The organism is Serratia sp. AXJ-M (assembly GCF_046531865.1).
Taxonomy (GTDB): Bacteria; Pseudomonadota; Gammaproteobacteria; order Enterobacterales; family Enterobacteriaceae; genus Serratia; species Serratia liquefaciens.
On record NZ_CP059394.1, the window covers coordinates 5,219,443 to 5,242,991 of the forward strand.

The following is a 23,549-nucleotide window of genomic DNA, read 5'->3' on the forward strand; positions in this document are numbered from 1 at the left end:
GCCAGATTTTAATCGCACTATTAATCAAATTTGGCGCCTCAATTACCATAGCACAAGATGAGCAAGTTGCACGAAAACGCAGCAAATGCCCATTTTTTCCGCTTTAAAACAGCTACTGCTGGCAGGCATTTTCCCCCTATAATGTCGCTAAAATATTTTTTGTTCATGCATACTGGCATGTAACGCTGTTCTCACCAACCGTCAGCCTATAACCATGCCAAGATTGCTATCCCCTGTTATTTTTATCGTTTCCAGCCTGCTCGCCATTTTGGTCACCGTACTGTGTTCGATCCCCATTACGATCGCCGGCGTCATTAAGTTACTGGTGCCCTTTCCTGCCGTATGGCGACGTATCTCCGCCTTCGCCGACTTTATGATGTGGTGCTGGTGCCTGGGGTTATCGCTGCTATTACGTATTAACGGCCAACTGCGCTGGGATATAGAAGGGTTGGAAGGCCTGGATCGAAAAAACTGGTATCTGCTGATCAGTAATCACGAAAGCTGGTCGGATATTGTGGTGCTGTGCGTATTGTTCCGTAACCATATTCCAATGAATAAGTACTTTCTTAAACAGCAATTGGCCTGGGTCCCTTTTGTCGGTCTGGCCTGCTGGGCACTGGATATGCCCTTCATGAAACGCTATTCGCGCGCCTATTTGCTCAAACACCCGGAAAAGCGCGGTAATGATATCGAGACCACACGCCGTTCCTGCGAGAAGTTTCGTAAACGCCCGACCACCATCGTTAATTTTGTAGAGGGCTCGCGTTTTACCGAAGCCAAGAAAATTAAAACTCGTTCGCCCTACCGTAATTTATTAGCCCCTAAAGCTGCCGGTATTGCTTTTACACTCAGTGCATTAGGTAAGCAGTTCGATAAGGTGTTAAACGTCACCCTGCTTTATCCAGATAATACTGAGCGGCCTTTTATGGATATGCTGTGCGGCCGGTTAAAACGCATTGTGGTAAGGGTTGAATTGCTGCCAATCGAGGAAAGCATGCATGGCGATTACTTTAACGATAAGCAGTTTAAGCGACGTTTCCAGCTTTGGCTGAACACGCTGTGGCAGGATAAAGACAGATTGCTGGATAGATTGAAACGGCAATAGAAGTTAAAAAAAAAGCCGGCTAAGCCGGCTTTTTTACTTTAAATTTCGGTTACTTCTGCTCGCTGAGGAATTTAACCACGTCGGCGAATTGCTTCACGTAAGCATCCATCGAACTGGTGTCCAGGCCGTCATTTTTGACCATGTATTTGCCGTTAACAAATACCGCCGGTACGCCACGCAGTTGCAGATCTTCTGCAGCTTTCTCCTGTTGAACCACCAGGGATTTAACTACGAAGCTGTTCAGAGCCCCGTCATAATCAGCCGCGCTCACGCCTGCTTTCACAAACACGTTGCGGATATCATCAGGCGTTTGTACGGTCTGAGTTTTCTGCACCGCTTCGAACATCAGCGGGCTGACTTTATCTTCCACACCCAGCGCCATTGCAACAGCCCATGCCTGAGTCAGTTGCTTACCCAACGGCCCCAGGAACTCAACGTGGTACTTGGTCATTTTAGTGCCCGCAGGCAGCGCTTTTTTCACATTTTCGGAAACGTGATAAACCTGCTCGAACTGATAGCAGTGTGGGCAATAGAAGGAGAAGAACTCCAGTACCTGAGGTTCACCCGTCACTGGCTTGTCCAGGGTGACATACTGGGTACCATCGCTAAACTGCGCAGCCGAGGCACTGAATGCCATTACCATGCCAACGAGCGCCAACCAAATTTTCTTCATAAGACTAAACTCTCCATTGTGTTAAAGCTTCAATACATTGGCATCAGCTGCAGAGGGGGCTCCTGCAACAGCTTAACCTGTTCGGTGAATGCCGCCGTCTGAGACAACCAAAAATCAGACTCCGCCATCCACGGAAAACTTTTAGGGAACGCAGGATCTTGCCAGCGGCGAGCAACCCATGCCAGGTAGTAAACCATACGCATAGCACGCAGCGGCTCGATCAACGCCAACTCACTTTGATCAAACTCAGCAAACTCTGAGTACGCTTCCAACAAAATATCTAACTGCATCAAACGATCGCGACGCTCACCGTGCAACAACATCCACAGATCCTGTATCGCCGGTCCGTTACGCGCGTCATCAAGATCAACAAACAGTGGGCCATCACGCCACAGGATATTGCCCGGATGGCAGTCACCGTGCAAACGCCGCGGCTGCCAATCCTGATGCCAATGCTGTTTGATCGCCTCAATCAGCTTGTCAGTCGCTGCAAGAAAGCTGTCACGCTGCGCTTTGGGCAACAGCGCGCAGCCCGCCAAAACCTGACGTGGTAAAGTGAGGTACTCCTCGATGCCCATCGTCGGACGTTCAACAAACAGGCTTTCGCTGCCCACCTGATGAATGCGCCCCAGAAAACGGCCAACCCACTCCAGTTGATCGAGATTGTCGATCTCATACTGCCGCCCGCCAACGCTGGGAAAAACCGTAAAAAAGAAACCGTTGTGCGTATGCAGCGTATTGCCCTGCAGAACTAATGGGGCAACTGCAGGGATCTCCGCCAGAGCAAGATCATGGGAGAACTGGTGTTCTTCACCAATTTGTTTCGCGCTCCAACGCTCTGGCCGATAAAACTTCACCACATAACGCTTACGATCCTCGTCCATAAACTGATAGACGCGGTTTTCATAACTGTTAAGCGCCGTTAGCCCGGAGTCTACACGCAGGCCAACCCCTTCCAGCGCGTCCATAATCAGGTCGGGCGACAGGGTCTGAAAATTAAAAGCTGAGTTGTTCATAACAACATTCGGTTTCGTTTGGGCGACATCACAATGCCGGGATTGAGAAATAGTAGCATTAATGACGGGCTGCACGAGCAACGGCTTCACCCCGGCGCACGAATGCTAATCTTTGATCACACCACGGGCGCGTAGCAGTGCCGTTTTGAAATCTTCCTCATAATCCTTTTTCAGACCAGGGATCTGTTCGTTGCCGGCGCTGCCGCGCATTTTCAAATGGTAGATCAGGATATCATCGCTCAATTCAGTCAGATTGCCCTGAAAGCCAGCTTCTTGCGCCAACTTCTGTAAAAACTGGATCAGATTAAGATCTGGATCTTCCTGCCAGGCCGGGTGCAGAAGCTCAATCAGCTCGTTTACGCGGTGCGTTTTCATCGCAATATTGTCCAATAGAATCAATAAACACACAAAGTAACAGGCTTGCCAACGCAGTGAAAGAAGCAGCTTGTCAATAAAGGTAAATCCTGATGCCACACCGGCTTTAGCGCTACAATCATGGCGTTAGTCACAATGTGGAATTTGAAATATGCATGAAGAGATTACCGGCATTATTCTGGCCGGAGGGCGTGCCACTCGCATGGGTGGGGAAGATAAAGGTCTGGTTCCCATTGCCGACATCCCCCTGTATCAGTATGTGCTTGCCCGGCTACGGCCGCAGGTCGGGCCGATAGCCATCAACGCCAATCGCAATCAAGCACGGTATAGGGAAAGTGGCCTGCCGATAATTGGCGATCTGATCCCTGACTTTTCAGGCCCGCTCGCCGGTATGCTGGCCGGCCTGAAATACGCAACGACCGAGTGGGTGGCCTTTGTCCCCTGTGATGTTCCTGACTTTCCTGCAACGCTTATCGAGAAACTCTGGCAACAAAAAGGAAGTGCGATAGCCGCCTATGCCAGTGATGGGGAACGGGCTCACCCAACGCTAGCGCTATTGCACACCAGTCTGGCGACTCCGTTGGAGCATTATCTGGCCCGCGGGGAACGCAAGCTGATGCTGTTCCTGGACGCTGCGCGTGCACAGCAGGTGGAGTTCAAAGGGCAACAATCGGCCTTCCACAATCTTAATACCCTTGAGGACTGCCAACGTTGGGTAAAAGAAAAAGGAATTATCCATGAATAGCCCTTCCCAACCCCCTCTACTGGCCATTGCTGCCTATAGCGGCACGGGCAAAACCACTCTGCTTAAACAATTGATTCCTTTATTAAAGCAGCGGCAAATCCGCGTAGGGCTGATCAAACATACTCACCATGATATGGATGTCGATACCCCCGGCAAAGACAGTTATGAACTGCGCAAAGCCGGTGCCGACCAAACGTTGGTCGCCAGCAATAACCGCTGGGCATTAATGACAGAAACGCCGGAACAACCCCCACTGGATCTGCAATATTTGGCGAGTCGTTTTGATACTGGCAAGGTGGATATCATTTTAGTCGAAGGGTTCAAGCATGAGCCCATCAGTAAAATCATTCTCTATCGTGAAGAGGTGGGTAAACCACTGGAGGATATGCTGGACGAGTTTGTGATCGCCATTGCCAGCGATCGATCAATCACTGGCAATGCCCCACTGTTGGATCTTAATGACCCAGAGTGCATCGCTGACTTTATCGGGGACTGGTTAAAAAGCGCAGCCTAGCTGCGCTTTTTTCTTTCGCACACAGCAAAAAGGCCATCCTTGCGGATGGCCTCTTGGCTTATTTGATGCCTGGCAGTGTCCTACTCTCGCATGGGGAGACCCCACACTACCATCGGCGCTACGGCGTTTCACTTCTGAGTTCGGCATGGGGTCAGGTGGGACCACCGCGCTATTGCCGCCAGGCAAATTCTGTTTCATTCCAACCGCTACTCCCGCAGCCATTGAAACCAATCTCGGAACTCGCTGAAAATCTCTACAATCTCTCTAAAACACCTTTGGTGTTGTAAGGTTAAGCCTCACGGATCATTAGTACTGGTTAGCTCAATGCATCGCTGCACTTACACACCCAGCCTATCAACGTCTTAGTCTTAAACGTTCCTTCAGGGACCTTAAAGGCCCAGGGAAGACTCATCTCGAGGCAAGTTTCGCGCTTAGATGCTTTCAGCGCTTATCTTTTCCGCACTTAGCTACCGGGCAGTGCCATTGGCATGACAACCCGAACACCAGTGGTGCGTTCACTCCGGTCCTCTCGTACTAGGAGCAACCCCTCTCAATCTTCCAACGCCCACGGCAGATAGGGACCGAACTGTCTCACGACGTTCTAAACCCAGCTCGCGTACCACTTTAAATGGCGAACAGCCATACCCTTGGGACCTACTTCAGCCCCAGGATGTGATGAGCCGACATCGAGGTGCCAAACACCGCCGTCGATATGAACTCTTGGGCGGTATCAGCCTGTTATCCCCGGAGTACCTTTTATCCGTTGAGCGATGGCCCTTCCATTCAGAACCACCGGATCACTAAGACCTACTTTCGTACCTGCTCGAGCCGTCACTCTCGCAGTCAAGCTAGCTTATGCCTTTGCACTAACCTCACGATGTCCGACCGTGATTAGCTAACCTTCGTGCTCCTCCGTTACTCTTTGGGAGGAGACCGCCCCAGTCAAACTACCCACCAGACACTGTCCTCACCCCAGATTATGGGGCCGAGTTAGAACATCAAACATTAAAGGGTGGTATTTCAAGGTTGGCTCCACGCAGACTGGCGTCCACGCTTCAAAGCCTCCCACCTATCCTACACATCAAGGCTCAATGTTCAGTGTCAAGCTATAGTAAAGGTTCACGGGGTCTTTCCGTCTTGCCGCGGGTACACTGCATCTTCACAGCGAGTTCAATTTCACTGAGTCTCGGGTGGAGACAGCCTGGCCATCATTACGCCATTCGTGCAGGTCGGAACTTACCCGACAAGGAATTTCGCTACCTTAGGACCGTTATAGTTACGGCCGCCGTTTACTGGGGCTTCGATCAAGAGCTTCGCCTTGCGGCTGACCCCATCAATTAACCTTCCAGCACCGGGCAGGCGTCACACCGTATACGTCCACTTTCGTGTTTGCACAGTGCTGTGTTTTTATTAAACAGTTGCAGCCAGCTGGTATCTGCGACTGGCTTCAGCTCCGAGAGCAAGTCTCTTCACCTACGCGCCAGCGTGCCTTCTCCCGAAGTTACGGCACCATTTTGCCTAGTTCCTTCACCCGAGTTCTCTCAAGCGCCTTGGTATTCTCTACCTGACCACCTGTGTCGGTTTGGGGTACGATTCTGTGTTACCTGATGCTTAGAGGCTTTTCCTGGAAGCTTGGCATCAACTACTTCTGCACCGTAGTGCATCGTCATCACGCCTCAGGGTTGATAAGTAACCGGATTTACCAGGTCACTCCCCCTACACGCTTAAACCGGGACAACCGTCGCCCGGCTAGCCTAGCCTTCTCCGTCCCCCCTTCGCAGTAACACCGAGTACAGGAATATTAACCTGTTTCCCATCGACTACGCCTTTCGGCCTCGCCTTAGGGGTCGACTCACCCTGCCCCGATTAACGTTGGACAGGAACCCTTGGTCTTCCGGCGAGCGGGCTTTTCACCCGCTTTATCGTTACTTATGTCAGCATTCGCACTTCTGATACCTCCAGCAACCCTCACAGGCCACCTTCAACGGCTTACAGAACGCTCCCCTACCCAACAACGCCTAAGCGTCGCTGCCGCAGCTTCGGTGCATGGTTTAGCCCCGTTACATCTTCCGCGCAGGCCGACTCGACCAGTGAGCTATTACGCTTTCTTTAAATGATGGCTGCTTCTAAGCCAACATCCTGGCTGTCTATGCCTTCCCACATCGTTTCCCACTTAACCATGACTTTGGGACCTTAGCTGGCGGTCTGGGTTGTTTCCCTCTTCACGACGGACGTTAGCACCCGCCGTGTGTCTCCCGTGATAACATTCTTCGGTATTCGGAGTTTGCATCGGTTTGGTAAGCCGGGATGGCCCCCTAGCCGAAACAGTGCTCTACCCCCGAAGATGAGTTCACGAGGCGCTACCTAAATAGCTTTCGGGGAGAACCAGCTATCTCCCGGTTTGATTGGCCTTTCACCCCCAGCCACAAGTCATCCGCTAATTTTTCAACATTAGTCGGTTCGGTCCTCCAGTTAGTGTTACCCAACCTTCAACCTGCCCATGGCTAGATCACCGGGTTTCGGGTCTATACCTTGCAACTATTCGCCCAGTTAAGACTCGGTTTCCCTACGGCTCCCCTATACGGTTAACCTTGCTACAAAATATAAGTCGCTGACCCATTATACAAAAGGTACGCAGTCACACCACGAAGGTGCTCCCACTGCTTGTACGTACACGGTTTCAGGTTCTATTTCACTCCCCTCGCCGGGGTTCTTTTCGCCTTTCCCTCACGGTACTGGTTCACTATCGGTCAGTCAGGAGTATTTAGCCTTGGAGGATGGTCCCCCCATATTCAGACAGGATGTCACGTGTCCCGCCCTACTCATCGAACTCACAATTAATGCATTTTAGTGTACGGGACTATCACCCTTTACTGTGCGACTTTCCAGACGCTTCCACTAACACAAGAACTGATTCAGGTTCTGGGCTCCTCCCCGTTCGCTCGCCGCTACTGGGGGAATCTCGGTTGATTTCTTTTCCTCGGGGTACTTAGATGTTTCAGTTCCCCCGGTTCGCCTCATACGACTATGTATTCATCGTATGATAGTGCAACGAATTGCACTGGGTTTCCCCATTCGGGTATCGCCGGTTATTACGGTTCATATCACCTTACCGACGCTTATCGCAGATTAGCACGCCCTTCATCGCCTCTGACTGCCTAGGCATCCACCGTGTACGCTTAGTCACTTAACCTCACAACCCGAAGGTGTTTCTGTAAACAGAGAACACATCGCGCTGCTACATTTGAGAGACTCTATGACAGGTTAATCCTTACCCCAATACTTCTACGGAGGGATAAGTTTCAGCTGTCATGTTTCAATTTTCAGCTTGTTCCAGATTGTTAAAGAGCAATATCTTAAACACGACTCGCAAGAGTCATCTTTAAGATGTTTTCGGTTCCAAGAACCGGTGATAATGTCTTTCACTCATTATCGGATTGGCGTCCCCAAGGGGATTCGAACCCCTGTTACAGCCGTGAAAGGGCAGTGTCCTAGGCCTCTAGACGATGGGGACACGAAAATCCGATTAAACTGACTGTCTTAATCGGTTCGTATCAGCATGAGTCAGTGACTCATTACATCAACAGGTAGCGCTTTTGCTCATTACGTTTCTATCAGACAATCTGTGTGAGCACTTCACGCGAATCAATATCATTAGGTAAGGAGGTGATCCAACCGCAGGTTCCCCTACGGTTACCTTGTTACGACTTCACCCCAGTCATGAATCACAAAGTGGTAAGCGCCCTCCCGAAGGTTAAGCTACCTACTTCTTTTGCAACCCACTCCCATGGTGTGACGGGCGGTGTGTACAAGGCCCGGGAACGTATTCACCGTAGCATTCTGATCTACGATTACTAGCGATTCCGACTTCACGGAGTCGAGTTGCAGACTCCGATCCGGACTACGACGTACTTTATGAGGTCCGCTTGCTCTCGCGAGTTCGCTTCTCTTTGTATACGCCATTGTAGCACGTGTGTAGCCCTACTCGTAAGGGCCATGATGACTTGACGTCATCCCCACCTTCCTCCGGTTTATCACCGGCAGTCTCCTTTGAGTTCCCACCATTACGCGCTGGCAACAAAGGATAAGGGTTGCGCTCGTTGCGGGACTTAACCCAACATTTCACAACACGAGCTGACGACAGCCATGCAGCACCTGTCTCAGAGTTCCCGAAGGCACTAAGCTATCTCTAGCGAATTCTCTGGATGTCAAGAGTAGGTAAGGTTCTTCGCGTTGCATCGAATTAAACCACATGCTCCACCGCTTGTGCGGGCCCCCGTCAATTCATTTGAGTTTTAACCTTGCGGCCGTACTCCCCAGGCGGTCGACTTAACGCGTTAGCTCCGGAAGCCACGCCTCAAGGGCACAACCTCCAAGTCGACATCGTTTACAGCGTGGACTACCAGGGTATCTAATCCTGTTTGCTCCCCACGCTTTCGCACCTGAGCGTCAGTCTTTGTCCAGGGGGCCGCCTTCGCCACCGGTATTCCTCCAGATCTCTACGCATTTCACCGCTACACCTGGAATTCTACCCCCCTCTACAAGACTCTAGCTTGCCAGTTTCAAATGCAGTTCCCACGTTAAGCGCGGGGATTTCACATCTGACTTAACAAACCGCCTGCGTGCGCTTTACGCCCAGTAATTCCGATTAACGCTTGCACCCTCCGTATTACCGCGGCTGCTGGCACGGAGTTAGCCGGTGCTTCTTCTGCGAGTAACGTCAATGAACAGTGCTATTAACACTGAACCCTTCCTCCTCGCTGAAAGTGCTTTACAACCCGAAGGCCTTCTTCACACACGCGGCATGGCTGCATCAGGCTTGCGCCCATTGTGCAATATTCCCCACTGCTGCCTCCCGTAGGAGTCTGGACCGTGTCTCAGTTCCAGTGTGGCTGGTCATCCTCTCAGACCAGCTAGGGATCGTCGCCTAGGTGAGCCATTACCCCACCTACTAGCTAATCCCATCTGGGCACATCTGATGGCATGAGGCCCGAAGGTCCCCCACTTTGGTCCGTAGACGTTATGCGGTATTAGCTACCGTTTCCAGTAGTTATCCCCCTCCATCAGGCAGTTTCCCAGACATTACTCACCCGTCCGCCGCTCGTCACCCAGAGAGCAAGCTCTCCTGTGCTACCGCTCGACTTGCATGTGTTAGGCCTGCCGCCAGCGTTCAATCTGAGCCATGATCAAACTCTTCAATTAAAAGCTTGATTTGCTTCAACTCGTGAAGCGATGCTCGAAAATTAACTTTCGTAATATTCATCAGTTAAACACGTCAACTAAATGAATTATTGCTTGGTCACTCTTCAAGACTTGATATTTTTTTGAACCCGAAGGTTCTGGATATCGTCTTGTGGAGTGCCCACACAGATTGTCTGATAAATTGTTAAAGAGCAGTGAGTTAGGTTGCTAACTCGAGGTGGCGTATATTACGCTTTTCACCTGAAGAGTCAAGCTTTTTTCTTATTAAGAAACGGCGTTTTCACCGGCTTGAATCTTTCTGGCTGGGCGACTGGTTCTCGTTAGAGGAGTCGTTGTTCCCGGTCAGTGGAGGCGCATTATAGGGAGTTCTCAGAAGGCCGCAACCCCTAAATGCAAAAAACTTTTCAAGCGCGGTATTTTTCGACAAAACGCTGCACAAGCCAGCGTTTTCGTCACTTTTTCCGGAAATCAGCGACAAAAGCTGGCGATCCGTAGAGTAAAATAAGAGTAACAATGTCAGTAAGGACTCGCAGCCATGCAATTTAATGCTCAACAACAGGCCGCCCAACGCAATCTTTCTTATCTACTTGCAGAAAAACTCGGCCAACAAATTCTGGCAGGCGATTATCAGGCCGGCAGTATCCTGCCCGGGGAGATGGAACTCGGGGAACAATTTGGCGTGAGCCGCACCGCGGTACGTGAAGCGGTGAAGATGCTGGCCGCCAAAGGCATGCTGCTCCCCCGTCCGCGCATCGGCACTCGGGTCATGCCGCAAAGCCAGTGGAACTTTCTCGATCAGGATTTACTGACCTGGTGGATGACCAAAGAGAACTTCGATCAGGTGATGCAGCATTTCCTTATCCTGCGAACCTCGCTGGAACCTCAGGCCTGCTCATTGGCGGCAGCCAACGCCAGCACGCAGCAAACTGCGCGGTTGGCTGAACTGATGGCGGAAATGCGGGCACTGCATGTTCAGTTTGACCGCGAGCACTGGATCCAGGTTGATACCCAGTTCCACCAGCTTATCTATGAGGCCAGCGGTAATCCGTTTCTAACCTCATTCGCCAACCTGTTCAGCTCGGTGTATCAAAGTTACTTCCGCGCCATCACCGGTAACGAAGTGATTAAGCTCCAGAACCATCAGGCCATTGTCGATGCGATACTCGCCGGCGACGGCGCAGGGGCATTAGCCGCCTGCCAGATCTTGCTCAGAGAGAAAGACTAACTCATGCCCTACTTATATATAGAAGAACAATGAAGGGACGAATACGACAGTTAACCGGGAATCATAATGACTAAATCCGCGCGCAGTATGGCAGGGCTCCCCTGGATCGCCGCAATGGCATTCTTTATGCAGGCGCTGGACGCCACCATCCTCAACACGGCGTTGCCTGCGATAGCGCAAAGCCTGGAGCGCTCGCCACTGGCGATGCAGTCTGCCGTAATCAGCTATACGTTGACGGTTGCCATGCTGATCCCGGTCAGTGGCTGGCTGGCAGACCGTTTCGGTACCCGGCGGGTGTTTATCTTTGCGGTTTCGCTATTTACTCTCGGTTCGCTGCTGTGTGCGCTTTCCCCAACGCTAAGCGTGTTGGTGACTTCACGCGTCATTCAGGGCGTTGGTGGTGCGATGATGATGCCGGTAGCGCGTTTGGCCCTGTTGCGCGCCTACCCGCGCAGCGAGCTGTTGCCGGTTCTGAACTTCGTGACCATGCCCGGGCTGGTTGGCCCGATCATGGGGCCGATGCTGGGGGGATGGCTGGTCACCTACGCCACCTGGCACTGGATTTTCCTTATCAACATCCCGATTGGCCTGCTCGGCATCTTCTATGCGCGCAAATATATGCCGGACTTCACCACGCCCAAGCGTCGCTTCGATTTCCTCGGCTTTATGCTGTTTGGCCTGAGTCTGGTGCTGGTTTCTACCGGGCTTGAGCTGTTTGGCGAACAGGTGCTGGCCAGCTATATCTCACTGGGTATTCTGCTCAGCGGCGTGGTGATGCTGTTCGGCTATATCGCTCATGCCCGCAGGCACCCTCAGCCACTGATTGGTTTGGATTTATTCCAGACTCGCACCTTCTCCGTGGGGATCGCCGGCAATGTCGCTTCACGCCTGGGTACCGGCTGCGTGCCGTTCCTGATGCCGCTGATGCTGCAGGTCGGTTTCGGTTACTCGGCGATTATTGCGGGCTGCATGATGGCACCGACGGCCATCGGCTCACTGATGGCGAAATCCACCGTGACTCAAGTGCTGCGCTGGTTCGGCTATCGCAAAACGCTGGTTGGCATCACGTTGATTATCGGCGTGCTGATCGCCCAGTTTGCATTACAAAGCCCGGGAATGCCGCTGTGGTTGATGATCCTGCCGCTGTTCGTGCTGGGGATGGCGATGTCTACACAGTTCACCGCCATGAATACCATCAGCCTGGCGGATTTAAACGATGCCAATGCCAGCTCCGGCAACAGCGTGCTGGCGGTTACTCAGCAGCTTTCCATCAGCTTCGGCGTGGCGATCAGCGCAGCAGTGCTGCGTTTCTATGAATCTATGTCGCTCGGCACCATGGTCGATCACTTCCACTACACCTTTATCACCATGGGGATTGTCACCCTGGCCTCAGCATTTGTCTTTATGCTGTTAAAAAGGAAGGACGGCCGAAATCTGATCAGTGGCCGTGACAGCAAGAAAGAAGCCGAAGCTACCCGCTAGCGGCGGCCAACCGAAGCGCGTTCCACCAGCTCAGGGGTCAGTACCAGAACCTGAGCTTCACGTTCCGGATTCTGCAGGCGGTTGATCAACGCATCGATCGCCAATTCGCCCAGCGAATCTTTAGGTTGATGGATAGTGCTTAGCGGCGGCGCAAGGTATTTGGCCAGTTCGATATCGTCGTAACCCATCACCGCCATGTCCTGCGGTACCGATAACCCAGCCTGATACAACGCCTGGTAAGCCCCCACCGCGACCGCGTCGTTGCCGGCGAACACCGCGTGGGGTGGCTCAGCCAAGGCCAACAGCTGTTTCATGGCGATGACACCACCTTCAAATTCAAAATCGCAGTGCACTTCATACCCCGGCAGGATCGCCAGCCCAGCACGCTGCATGGCACTGCGGTAACCTTCCAGTCGGTGGCGTGCCGTGGTTTTATCCTGCGGGCCGGCGATGCAGGCGATTTTGCGATACCCGCGAGCGATCAGATGATCGGTCGCCATCTCGCCACCCAACAAAGAGTTGTCCTGGATGATGTCGTTAGCCCCTTCGAACGGCGCCCAGTCCATCATCACTATTGGTAGAGACGGGTAGCGACTCAACGCATCCTGCGATGGCCGATGGTTTTCGGTACACATCAACAGCAAACCGTCGACGCGCTTTTGCAGCAGCGTCTCCATATTGCGGTTCATGCGTGCGGCATCTTCTTCGGTATTGCACAGGATCAAACTGTAGCCACGTTCATAACAACTGCGCTCGACGCCACGCACCACCTCAGCATAAAAGGGGTTGTTGCTGGAGGTGACCAGCATGCCGATGGTTCGCGTCTGATTCAGTTTGAGACTGCGCGCCAGGGCGGAAGGCGCATAGTTCAGTTGTTCTATAGCCGCCATGATTTTGGCTCGCACGCTGTCGCTGACAAAGCGATTGTTATTAATAACGTGCGAAACCGTCGAGGTTGAAACACCCGCCAGGCGGGCGACATCTTTCATGGTGGCCAAGGGGGTTACTCCTGCTGCTGCAAGAAGGCGTCAATCTCTTCGCGCCAGGGCACGGAAGGTTGGGCGCCGGGACGGGTCACCGCAATTGCCGCTGCTGCATGAGCAAAGCGCACCGCATCCGCCATGGTTTTGCCTTCCAGCAACGCCGTGACCAGCGCCCCGTTGAAGGTATCGCCAGCGGCGATAGTATCGACCGCTTTAACCTTGAAACCGGGTACCAATTTGCCGTTGCCGTTCTCACTCAGCCACACGCCACGGCTACCAAGGGTGATGATCACCGTTGCGATACCTTTATCGTGCAACGCCTGAGCGGCGCGCGCGGCATCATTATCGTCATTGACCGCAATACCGGTCAGGCGCTGAGCTTCGGTTTCGTTTGGCGTAATCATATCGATAGTCGCCAGTAGATCGTCCGGCAGCTCACGAGCAGGTGCCGGGTTAAGGATAACCTGCGTCTGATGCTGTTTCGCCAGGCTGGCGGCTGCGATAACGGTTTCCAACGGAGACTCGAGCTGCATCAGCAACGCGTCGGCGTCGATAACCTTTTGCTGATAACGTGCAAGATAATCGGGGGTCACTGCGGCATTGGCACCCGCATCGATGCCGATCACGTTCTCGCCTTCCGCATTAACGAAAATCAGCGCGACGCCCGTGGTGCTGTCGGCAATAGCTTCTATCGGTTGGGTATCAATGCGATCGCTTGCCAGTTGCTGACGTACGCGTTCACCGATGTCATCGGCACCCACGCAGGCGATAAAAGCGATATCTGCACCGCTGCGCCCAGCCGCCACCGCCTGGTTTGCGCCTTTGCCGCCAAACGCCACTTTATACTGTTTCCCGATCACCGTTTCGCCCGGGCGAGGAAACTGCTCAATATTAAGGATATGGTCGGCATTGATACTGCCCAGAACCACCAGCTTACCTGTTGCCATCGCATTGATTCCTGAATTACGCGCCATCATAAACGCCCCGTTTTGATGGCGCTGGTATGACTTATTGGGTGACCAGTTTCAAATCCACCGGAATGGTAGCCGACACTTTCTCGCCTTTCAGCACTTTATCGGCGGTTTCTACGCCGATCACGCCGATCTGATCCGGACGCTGCGCGACGGTAGCCGCCAGTTTGCCGCCTTCAACCGCTTTCACGCCGTCGGCAGTGCCGTCGAAGCCTACCACGACCACGTCGGTTTTACCGGCGGTTTGCAGCGCACGCAGGGCGCCCAGCGCCATTTCATCGTTCTGGGCAAACACCGCCTGCACATCTGGGTGAGCGGTCAGCAGGTTCTGCATCACGTTCAGGCCTTTGGTACGGTCGAAATCTGCCGGTTGGCTGGCCAACAGTTTGAATTTGTTCTGATCCAGTGATTGTTTAAAGCCTTCGCCACGCTCACGAGCAGCGGAGGTACCGGCGATCCCTTCCAGTTGGATCACTTTAGCGTCTGCGCCCACTTTTTTGGCAATGAAATCACCGGCCATTTTGCCGCCAACGCGGTTATCCGAAGCGATATGGCTGACCACGTCACCCTTGCTCGCCACGCGGTCCAGGGTGATGACCGGGATCTTGGCCTGATTGGCCATCTTGATGGCGTTGCCGACCGCATCGGAATCGGTTGGGTTAATCAGCAGCAGCTTAGGCGCCTGCACCATTAGATCCTGCACGTTAGCCAGCTCTTTCGCCGGGTTATTCTGCGAATCCAGTACCACCAGGTTGTAACCCAGCTTGTTGGCTTCCTGCTGCGCCCCCTCTTTCATCGAGACAAAGAACGGGTTGTTCAGCGTGGAAACCACCAGCGCAATGGTGTCTTTCGCCAGCGCGTTAGCGCTCAGGGTGGCGCTCAGTGCGAAGGCTGAAGCCAAAATTGCCAGTTTTTTCATTTTCATCATCGTGATTCCTGTAGGGGGAGATTATTTGTTGCTTTTGTTCTCTACCAGAACCGCCAGCAGTATCACCACTGCCTTCACGATCATTTGGTAGTAAGAAGAAACACCCAGTAAATTCAATCCGTTGTTCAGGAAGCCAAGGATCAGCGCCCCGATCAAGGTACCAACAATGCGGCCCTTGCCGCCGGCCAGGCTGGTACCGCCCAGCACCACTGCGGCAATGGCGTCCAACTCATAGCCGGTGCCGGCGGTCGGCTGCGCGGAAGACAGGCGCGCCACTTCGATCACGCCCGCCAATGCCGCCAACAAACCACAAAGCGAATAAACGATAATCTTCACTTTATCGACGCTGATACCGGACAGGCGGGTCGCCGCCTCGTTGCCGCCCAGAGCATAAATATAGCGGCCCAGGCGGGTATGGTGCAGCATGTACCACGCAGCGATAAAGACGATCGCCATGATCCAGATCGGGGTTGGTACGCCCAGCGGCCGGCCGATACCGAACCAGCCGAAAGTATCGGCCACGTCGGTAAAGCCGGTGTTCACCGGGCTGCCGTTGGTGTACACCATGGTGACGCCGCGCAACAGCAGCATCATCACCAGGGTCGCAATAAATGCCTGCACCTTGCCTTTGGCAACGATCACCCCGGTACAGGCGCCGACCGCGGCCCCCAATGCCAGTGCCGCCGCCACGGCCACCACCGCGTTAACTTCAAAGCCCACGATCGATGCCGCTACCGCACCGGTCAACGCCAGTAGCGATCCCACCGACAAATCGATGCCGGAAGTGAGGATCACCAGCGTCATCCCCACCGCCATAATGGCGTTAACCGAGGTTTGCTGCAGAATATTGAACAGGTTATTTAGGGTGAAGAAATTCGGGCTCATTGAAGAGACCACGGCGATCAGCACCAGCAGAGCAATCAGTGATTTTTGCTCTAACAGCCACTCTTTACTGAACCAGCGCTTTGCCACACTCTGGGAACTCATATCTGATTACTCCTGCTTTACGCCGTATTGCTTGCCAACGGCCGCAGCCATCAACGCTTCCTGGGTGGCCTGTTCAATCGGGAACTCGCCGCTAAGGTGTCCTTCGTGCATCACCAGAATGCGGTCGCTCATGCCCATGACCTCCGGCATTTCCGACGACACCAGAATGATGCTCAGACCTTCCTGCTTGAACTGGTTAATTAACTGATAGATTTCTTTTTTGGCACCGACGTCGACACCGCGTGTCGGTTCATCGAGGATCAACACCTTTGGCCGCGTCATCAGGCCGCGGGCGATTGCCACTTTTTGCTGATTGCCGCCGGAGAGCAGGCCAATGGGCTGTTCCATCGACGGCGTCTTGATATTGAACAAGCGGATGAAATCCCCTACCGCCTGCTGTTCTTCGGCCTGTTTCAGGCTGCCGCCGGCACGGCTGAAATAGCGCAGCGCGGTCAACGACATGTTTTCCTTCACCGACATCCCCAACACCAGACCATCGCGCTTGCGGTCTTCGGAGATATACACAATGCCGTTCGCCAAACCGTCCTGTGGAGAATGAGTGACCACCTGGCGGCCATCGAGGCTGACCGTGCCGGCCTTGCGTGGTGCAGCCCCGTAGAGAATTTTCATCAGCTCGGTTCGCCCAGCGCCCATCAACCCGGCGACGCCAAGAATTTCGCCACGGTACAGCGTAAAGCTGACGTCATGCACACCCGGACCGGAAACCTGACTGACCTCCAGCCGTTTTTCACCGCGCGGCTGGTTGAGGCGCGGGTATTGTTCTTCCAGCTTACGGCCGACCATCATTTCTATCAGCGAATCTTCCTGCAGCTCACTGACCGGACGCTCGGCGATAAACTGCCCGTCACGAAACACCGTGACGTCATCGCAAATTTCAAAAATCTCTTTCAGCCGGTGGGAGATGTAAACAATCCCTCGTCCTTCGGCCTTCAGTTCATTGATCACTTTAAATAAAGAGGCCGTCTCGGTATCGGTCAACGCATCCGTCGGCTCATCCATAATGATGACTTTCGATTCGAAGCTCAGCACCTTGGCGATTTCCACCATTTGCTGATCGCCGATCGACAGTTCCCCCACCAGCCGGTGGCTGCTGTAACTCAGGTTCAGTCGTGCGAGCAGTTTGTCTGCTTCGGCATACATGCGCTTCCAGTCGATGCGGCCGATACGGTTAACGAACTCACGCCCGAGGAAGATGTTCTCCGCAATGGTCAATTGCGGGATCAGGTTCAGTTCCTGATGGATGATGCCGATGCCCGCTTCCTGCGAATCCTTTGGGCCGTTGAACGCCACCTCTTTTCCGAGAAAGTACTGACTGCCGGCGTCTTTGTTATAAATGCCGGTCAGCACCTTCATCATGGTGGATTTCCCGGCGCCGTTTTCCCCCACCAGCGCCATCACCTTGCCCGGGTACACGCTGAGCGCAGCGCCGGAAAGCGCCTTCACGCCGGGAAAGGCTTTATCGATCCCTTTCAGTTGCAGTAAAGGTTGCATAGGTGCCTCAGAAAGTTACGCCGGCGCAAAGGATCACGTTCGCGTAGGGCGAACATTCCCCGCTGCGGATCACCGCACGGCAGTGTTCCGTTTGTGCTTTAAAAGCCTGGTGGCTGATATAGCTCAGGCTGATGCTCTTCCCCTGGCGTTGGCCAAGTTCGGTCAGCTGAGCCAATAACGCGCTATGAAGCTGTGGATTTTGCTTAACGATCTCTTCCGCCAGAATGGCGCTTTCGACCTGCATCTCCTGCGTCACGACCTCGAGTACCTGTAGAAAAGTCGGCACCCCCTGAGTCAGCGCCAAATCGATGCGCTGTGTGGCCGCCGGAATAGGCAGCCCGGCATCACCGATAGCTATCTGATCGGTATGACCGAGACGGGAAACCACGGCAGAGACATCAGCATTCAGCAACACGCCTTTTTTCATCTTGTTCTTCTCATTCCGCCAGCGAAACGTTTCGCTTGTGTCTGGAGTTTAAAAAAACGTCAGTAGAAGGCAACCGGGATAATGCAGAAGTGTGATCGTCATCGAAACGTTTCGCTCGTGTTACCGAGAACAGATACCCTCAATAATTGACGTTGCATCGCGGCGGCAAGCCTGCGAATTCCCGGGAGCATAATCCACTATGTGCAAAGAGGCAGCTTCAAGTATGACGGGGTTAAACAGAAAGGGCCCAGCGGTGGCTGAGCCCTTGAGGGGGAGTTAAATCTCGACCTGGGTTCCCAGCTCGATCACCCTATTGGGCGGGATCTCAAACTGGTCCGGCGCGCGTAGCGCATTGCGGCTCAATGCAATAAACAGCTTGCCGCGCAGGAACAGGTACCACGGCCGTTTGGTCAGGATCAACGACTCGTGCGACATAAAGAACGAGGTTTCCGTCATCCGGCACGGCAGCCCTTCCAGCCCGCAGCGGTGGAACACTTCTTCAACGTTCGGCGTTTCACGCCAGCCATAGCTGGCTACCACCCGCCAGAAGGTCGGTGACAGCTGTTCGATGGTCACTCGCCGCACGTTGTGAACGTAAGGTGCATCCTCGGTACGCAACGTCAACAGCACCACGCGTTCGTGCAGTACCTTGTTGTGCTTTAGGTTATGCAGCAGCGCAAAAGGGATCACGTTGATGGCGCGTGACATAAAGACCGCGGTGCCAGGCACCCGCACCGGCGGCGATTTTTCCAGCGAGGCGATCATCGCCTCCAGGGAATTGCCGTGCTCGTGCATGCGGCGCAGCAGGCGGAAACGTTCGCTCTTCCAGGTGGTCATGATGATGAACATCACCAGCGCCAACATCAGCGGCAGCCAACCACCCGAGAACAGTTTCAGGGCGTTGGCGGAGAACATCGGGATGTCGATAATCAGCAGGACAACCAGAATGCCGACGGCGAAGAAGCGATTCCAGTGCCAGTTTTTAATCGCCACCGACGTCACCAGAATACTGGTCAGCACCATGGTGCCGGTCACGGCGATGCCGTAGGCCGCCGCCAGATTACTGGAGTGTTCGAAACCGACAATCACCAGCACCACCGCGATATACAGCGTCCAGTTGATCACCGGAATGTAGATTTGGCCGGATTCCATCTCAGACGTATGGATGATGCGCATTGGCGACAGGTAACCCAGGCGCACCGCCTGACGGGTCAGAGAGAACACGCCGGAGATCACCGCCTGCGAGGCGATAACCGTGGCCAGCGTCGCCAGAATTAATAGCGGGATCAGCGCCCAGTCCGGTGCCAACAGGAAGAACGGGTTCTTGATCGCCTCCGGATTTTTCAGCAACAGAGCGCCCTGGCCAAAATAGTTCAGCACCAGTGAAGGCAGCACCACGGTGAACCAGGCCAGGCGAATAGGGAATTTGCCGAAGTGGCCCATATCGGCGTACAACGCCTCAACGCCGGTAATCGACAGCACCACCGCACCCAGCGCAAAGAACGAAACCTTCTTATATTCAATAAAGAAGTTCAGCGCCCATTTCGGGTTCAACGCCTGCAACACTTCCGGGTTAGCCATAATGCTGCGCGCCCCCAGCACCGCCAGGACGATAAACCACAGCAGCATCACCGGTGCAAAGAGCTTACCGACGTTGCCGGTACCGTGTTTCTGGATGGCGAACAGCAGCGTCAGCACCAGAATCGACAGCGGAACGATATAGCCATCGAGCGACGGAGCGGCGATTTCCAACCCTTCTATCGCGGACATCACCGATATCGCCGGGGTGATCACCACCTCGCCATAGAAGAAGCTGCCGCCAATCAGGCCCAGGATCACCAACACTGCGGTAGTGCGCGCTGAAGTATTACGCCCGGCCAACGACATCAGCGTCAGGATCCCGCCTTCGCCGGCGTTATCTGCCCGCATGACATAAGTGAGGTATTTAAGGGAAACAATGATGATCAGCATCCAGAAAATCAGCGACAGGAAGCCGAAAACTACGTCTGGACGAACATCGAAGCCGTAATGGCCGGAGAAACACTCTCTGAGAGTATAGAGAGGACTGGTGCCGATATCACCGTAAACCACCCCAATTGCCGCCAGGGTTACCGCCGATAAGGACTGTTTATGCTCTGTGCTCATAATTCGTTTCTTTATTAGAACATCCGTTAGCGATGCATCCGCATCAGCCAGAGATACGGGCTCTAAGATCCGTTACGCCCACTAAAAGGCGCACAGTATGCACGATTTATACTGCTTGCCTACTCTTATATCAGACCCAAAAAATAAACAAAATGTGAACCGGCCGCTCTTTTGATAATAGAAAGATTTTACTAATCAACAAGCTATACCATTAAAAATAATGGTGGTTTATCATCGGATTATCCACCAAGATTGGCTAACTCTCGGACAACACGACAATAATATGGCGCCATCATCACTTCTTGCAGAACGGATTTCCCGCCTCAGCAGCGCGCTGGAGAGCGGTCTTTATGAACGTCAGGAAGCCATTCGCCTGTGTCTGCTGGCGGCGCTCAGCGGTGAAAGCGTGTTCCTGCTCGGTCCACCGGGCATTGCCAAAAGCCTGATTGCACGCCGGTTAAAATTCGCCTTTCGCCATGCGCGCTCCTTTGAATACCTGATGACGCGCTTCTCGACGCCAGAAGAGGTGTTCGGCCCGTTATCCATCCAGGCGTTAAAAGACGAAGGCCGCTATCAGCGCCTGACCGCCGGCTACCTGCCCGAAGCGGAAATCGTATTTCTGGATGAGATCTGGAAAGCCGGCCCGGCAATCCTCAATACCCTGCTGACCGCGATCAACGAACGTCGCTTCCGTAACGGCAACGCGGAGGAACCGATCCCCCTGCGGCTGTTGGTCACCGCCTCCAACGAACTACCGGAAGCCGACAGCAGCCTGGAAGCGCTGTACGACCGCATGCTGATACGCCTGTGGCTGGACAAAGTGCAGGACAAGCAGAACTTTCGCTCGTTGCTGGTCAGCCGCCAGAACGAGAATGAAAACCCGGTGCCGGAAGCCCTGAGCATCACCGACGAGGAGTATCACCAGTGGCAATCGCAGATCGACAAAATCAAGCTGCCTGAAAGCTGCTTCGAACTGATATTCCAACTGCGTCAGCGGCTGGATGCGCTGGACCATGCTCCTTACGTTTCCGATCGCCGATGGAAAAAGGCATTGCGCCTGTTGCAGGCCTGCGCCTTTTTCAGTGGTCGCGACGCCGTGGCCCCGATCGACCTGCTGCTGCTGAAAGACTGCCTGTGGCACGATCTCACCTCGCTAAAACTGCTGCAGCAGCAAGTAGAGCAGTTGCTGAACGAGTCGGCCTACCAACAGCAAACGCTGCTGATCCAGCTGCAACAGATCCACACCCGCTGGCTGCAGCACCAACAACAGCAGAGCGACAGTCAGGCGATCACACTGGTAAAAAAAGGCGGCATGTTCAGCCGAAAGCCGCAGTTTGCCCTGGCCACGCCGCTCGGCACCGGCCCCCTGACACTGTTGCTGCAAAAACCGCTGCAGCTGCATGATATTCAGGTCAACCATCTGAGTATTGAAAACAGCGTACTGGAAAACTGGCTGCAAAAAGGCGGCGACGTACGCGCCAAACTGAACGGCATCGGCTTTGCCCAGCAGATCGATCTGGAAGTGGACGAAAAACTGCATCTGACGGTACTGGACGTCAGTCGTCAGCCTTCGCTGCTGGCCCTGCCCGGTATAAAGACCGGGGGAACGCCTCAGGCAATGCTCGACGAAATGGACCAGTTGGCTCAGCGTCTGGCGGAACAGCGTCGGTTGTTCAGTCAGCATCAGCCCTGCCTGTTTACCCCGGCCGCCAGGCTGGCAAAAATTGAGGCCAGCCTGTTGCAGGTGGCGGAACAAATCAAACAGCAGCACCAGCAGATGCGCGGTCAGTAAGCATGCTCAGCCTGGAAACGCTCGATCTGCTGCTGGCGATCACCGAAGGTGAACTGATCGAGGAGATGATCATCGGTATGCTGGCGGCCCCGCAGCTGTCGATTTTCTTCAAGAAGTTTCCGGCGATCCGCCGGGCGCTGGATCGCGACCTGCCGCGCTGGAAGCTGCAACTGAAACAGCGTCTGCATGAAGCCATGGTGCCGCCTGCGCTGGCGCAAGAATTTTACCGCTATCAACAGTGCCAGTTAGAGAACAATACCCAGTTCTTTCATAACCTCAATGACACTCTGGACCTGCTGCGCCAGCTGGTTTCTCCTTTCTATGAGCAGGCCCGCTCGCTGGTGGACGCCGCCGATCTGCCCAATCATCCGCTGGACGACAGTTTCCAGACCCTGTTTTTACAACGCTGGCGTATCAGCCTGACGCTGCAGGCCACCATGATGCACCACCAGTTGCTGGAACAGGAACGCGAACAGCTGATGGCAGAGCTGCAGGAGCGTCTGGCACTGAGTGGGGCTCTGGAACCGCTGCTGTCGGAAAATGACACCGCCGCCGGGCGACTGTGGGACATGAGCAAAGGCCATCTTCAGCGCGGCGATTATCAACGGCTAGTGGAATACGGCAACTTCCTGCAGCAGCAGCCGGAACTGAAAAAGCTGGCGCAGCAGCTTGGGCGCAGCTATCAAGCCAAAGCGGTACAGCAACAGGATGCTTTGCCAGAGCCGTTTCGCGTCATGGTGCAGGTACCCGCCACGCTGCCGGAAGAGGTCAGCGGTATTCATCAGAGCGACGATATTCTGCGCCTGCTGCCGCCTGAGTTGGTCACGCTGGGTATAGAAGAATTGGAATTTGAGTTTTACCGGCGCCTGCTGGAAAAGCAGTTATTGAGCTACCGCCTGCAGGGCGATGTCTGGCAGGAACAGATAACGATCCGGCAGGTCACCCACCAGCAGCAGGATCAGCAGCCGCGCGGCCCGTTTATCGTCTGTGTCGATACCTCAGGCTCCATGGGTGGGTTCAATGAGCAGTGCGCCAAGGCGTTTTGTCTGGCGCTGCTGCGCATTGCGCTGGCGGATAATCGCCGCTGCTACATCATGCTGTTTGCCAACCAGATAGTGCATTACGAGCTTACGGCCGCCAGCGGAATTGAACAGGCAGTGCGTTTTCTCGGTCAGCAGTTTCGCGGCGGTACCGATCTGGCAGCCTGCCTGAACGCCACGGTGAGTAAAATGGCGGAGAGCGGCTGGTTCGACGCCGATGCGGTGATCATTTCAGACTTTATTGCCCAGCGGTTGCCGGAGGAGGTCATAAAGAAGGTCAAACAGCAGCAGCAGAACCACCAGCAGCGCTTTCACGCGGTGGCGATGTCCAGCTATGGCAAACCCGGCATCATGCGCATCTTCGATCATATCTGGCGCTTTGATACCGGGTTAAAAAGCCGCTTGATGCGCCGCTGGCGGCGCTGAT

At 54.0% G+C, this 23,549-nt stretch carries 17 protein-coding genes, 1 tRNA gene and 3 rRNA genes; 7 read left to right on the plus strand and 14 right to left on the minus strand.

Annotation, left to right across the window (positions count from 1 at the left end; translation table 11 throughout):
- Nucleotides 1-214: 214 nt before the first annotated feature.
- Nucleotides 215-1,105: an acyltransferase gene (locus H0S68_RS24295; protein WP_048762436.1), complete on the plus strand. Its 891-nt coding sequence runs from the start codon at nucleotides 215-217 to the stop codon at nucleotides 1,103-1,105.
- Between the two features lie 49 nt (nucleotides 1,106-1,154).
- Here H0S68_RS24295 and dsbA read toward each other — a convergent pair whose 3' ends face one another.
- From dsbA to H0S68_RS24310, 3 genes are all read right to left on the minus strand, one after another.
- Nucleotides 1,155-1,778 carry a thiol:disulfide interchange protein DsbA gene (gene dsbA / locus H0S68_RS24300; RefSeq protein WP_020837681.1) on the minus strand — a complete coding sequence of 208 codons (624 nt, stop codon included), beginning with the start codon at nucleotides 1,776-1,778 and terminating at the stop codon, nucleotides 1,155-1,157.
- A 29-nt stretch (nucleotides 1,779-1,807) separates the two neighbouring features.
- Nucleotides 1,808-2,794, minus strand: a complete 987-nt coding sequence (locus tag H0S68_RS24305; RefSeq protein ID WP_020837682.1) for a serine/threonine protein kinase — start codon at nucleotides 2,792-2,794, stop codon at nucleotides 1,808-1,810.
- Between the two features lie 105 nt (nucleotides 2,795-2,899).
- The gene (locus H0S68_RS24310; protein ID WP_046375106.1) at nucleotides 2,900-3,169 is read right to left on the minus strand and encodes a YihD family protein; all 270 of its coding nucleotides are present in this window, start codon (nucleotides 3,167-3,169) and stop codon (nucleotides 2,900-2,902) included.
- A 151-nt stretch (nucleotides 3,170-3,320) separates the two neighbouring features.
- Between H0S68_RS24310 and mobA the strand changes: the two genes are divergently transcribed.
- A complete protein-coding gene (mobA, locus tag H0S68_RS24315) occupies nucleotides 3,321-3,914 on the plus strand; it encodes a molybdenum cofactor guanylyltransferase MobA (RefSeq protein ID WP_410529063.1) in 594 nt (197 codons plus the stop codon).
- Complete coding sequence (gene mobB / locus H0S68_RS24320) at nucleotides 3,907-4,428, plus strand: molybdopterin-guanine dinucleotide biosynthesis protein MobB (protein ID WP_122080483.1); 522 nt, start codon at nucleotides 3,907-3,909, stop codon at nucleotides 4,426-4,428. The genes mobA and mobB overlap by 8 nt, the downstream gene beginning before the upstream one ends.
- A gap of 67 nt (nucleotides 4,429-4,495) precedes the next feature.
- Here mobB and rrf read toward each other — a convergent pair.
- The 4 genes from rrf to H0S68_RS24340 all read right to left on the minus strand — a co-directional run bounded on the left by rrf (nucleotide 4,496) and on the right by H0S68_RS24340 (nucleotide 9,630).
- Nucleotides 4,496-4,611 (minus strand): 5S ribosomal RNA (gene rrf / locus H0S68_RS24325).
- 102 nt (nucleotides 4,612-4,713) lie between these two features.
- A 23S ribosomal RNA gene (locus H0S68_RS24330) occupies nucleotides 4,714-7,621 on the minus strand.
- Nucleotides 7,622-7,866: 245 nt separating this feature from the next.
- Nucleotides 7,867-7,942: transfer RNA gene (locus tag H0S68_RS24335), tRNA-Glu, on the minus strand.
- Nucleotides 7,943-8,087: 145 nt separating this feature from the next.
- Nucleotides 8,088-9,630: ribosomal RNA gene (locus H0S68_RS24340) — 16S ribosomal RNA — on the minus strand.
- Together the 16S, 23S and 5S rRNA genes with 1 tRNA gene alongside form the textbook arrangement of a ribosomal RNA operon.
- 535 nt (nucleotides 9,631-10,165) lie before the next feature.
- Here H0S68_RS24340 and H0S68_RS24345 point away from each other — a divergent pair.
- Complete coding sequence (locus tag H0S68_RS24345) at nucleotides 10,166-10,855, plus strand: FadR/GntR family transcriptional regulator (protein ID WP_020837687.1); 690 nt, start codon at nucleotides 10,166-10,168, stop codon at nucleotides 10,853-10,855.
- 66 nt (nucleotides 10,856-10,921) lie between these two features.
- A complete protein-coding gene (mdtD, locus tag H0S68_RS24350; protein WP_041415120.1) occupies nucleotides 10,922-12,337 on the plus strand; it encodes a multidrug transporter subunit MdtD in 1,416 nt (471 codons plus the stop codon).
- Here the strand turns inward: mdtD and rbsR are convergent.
- The 7 genes from rbsR to kup all read right to left on the minus strand — a co-directional run bounded on the left by rbsR (nucleotide 12,334) and on the right by kup (nucleotide 20,290).
- Complete coding sequence (gene rbsR / locus H0S68_RS24355) at nucleotides 12,334-13,335, minus strand: ribose operon transcriptional repressor RbsR (RefSeq protein WP_020837691.1); 1,002 nt, start codon at nucleotides 13,333-13,335, stop codon at nucleotides 12,334-12,336. The two genes, mdtD and rbsR, sit on opposite strands and share 4 nt — an antisense overlap.
- Nucleotides 13,336-13,340: 5 nt before the next feature.
- Nucleotides 13,341-14,267, minus strand: a complete 927-nt coding sequence (rbsK, locus tag H0S68_RS24360) for a ribokinase (protein ID WP_048759295.1) — start codon at nucleotides 14,265-14,267, stop codon at nucleotides 13,341-13,343.
- Nucleotides 14,268-14,328: 61 nt separating this feature from the next.
- Nucleotides 14,329-15,216: a ribose ABC transporter substrate-binding protein RbsB gene (gene rbsB / locus H0S68_RS24365; RefSeq protein ID WP_128864861.1), complete on the minus strand. Its 888-nt coding sequence runs from the start codon at nucleotides 15,214-15,216 to the stop codon at nucleotides 14,329-14,331.
- A 24-nt stretch (nucleotides 15,217-15,240) separates the two neighbouring features.
- Nucleotides 15,241-16,206 carry a ribose ABC transporter permease gene (gene rbsC / locus H0S68_RS24370; RefSeq protein ID WP_020837695.1) on the minus strand — a complete coding sequence of 322 codons (966 nt, stop codon included), beginning with the start codon at nucleotides 16,204-16,206 and terminating at the stop codon, nucleotides 15,241-15,243.
- 6 nt (nucleotides 16,207-16,212) lie between these two features.
- Nucleotides 16,213-17,718: a ribose ABC transporter ATP-binding protein RbsA gene (gene rbsA, locus H0S68_RS24375; protein ID WP_046374849.1), complete on the minus strand. Its 1,506-nt coding sequence runs from the start codon at nucleotides 17,716-17,718 to the stop codon at nucleotides 16,213-16,215.
- A gap of 7 nt (nucleotides 17,719-17,725) precedes the next feature.
- Nucleotides 17,726-18,145 (minus strand): D-ribose pyranase, encoded by a 420-nt coding sequence (rbsD, locus tag H0S68_RS24380; RefSeq protein ID WP_020837697.1) that lies wholly within the window; start codon nucleotides 18,143-18,145, stop codon nucleotides 17,726-17,728.
- A gap of 276 nt (nucleotides 18,146-18,421) precedes the next feature.
- Nucleotides 18,422-20,290, minus strand: a complete 1,869-nt coding sequence (gene kup, locus H0S68_RS24385; protein ID WP_410529064.1) for a low affinity potassium transporter Kup — start codon at nucleotides 20,288-20,290, stop codon at nucleotides 18,422-18,424.
- Between the two features lie 283 nt (nucleotides 20,291-20,573).
- Here kup and ravA point away from each other — a divergent pair, with 283 nt between their 5' ends.
- Both ravA and viaA read left to right on the plus strand, forming a co-directional pair.
- Nucleotides 20,574-22,082: an ATPase RavA gene (gene ravA, locus H0S68_RS24390; RefSeq protein ID WP_020837699.1), complete on the plus strand. Its 1,509-nt coding sequence runs from the start codon at nucleotides 20,574-20,576 to the stop codon at nucleotides 22,080-22,082.
- A 2-nt stretch (nucleotides 22,083-22,084) separates the two neighbouring features.
- Nucleotides 22,085-23,548, plus strand: coding sequence for an ATPase RavA stimulator ViaA (viaA, locus tag H0S68_RS24395; RefSeq protein WP_046374847.1), 1,464 nt, complete (start codon nucleotides 22,085-22,087; stop codon nucleotides 23,546-23,548).
- The last annotated feature ends 1 nt before the right edge of the window (nucleotide 23,549 follow it).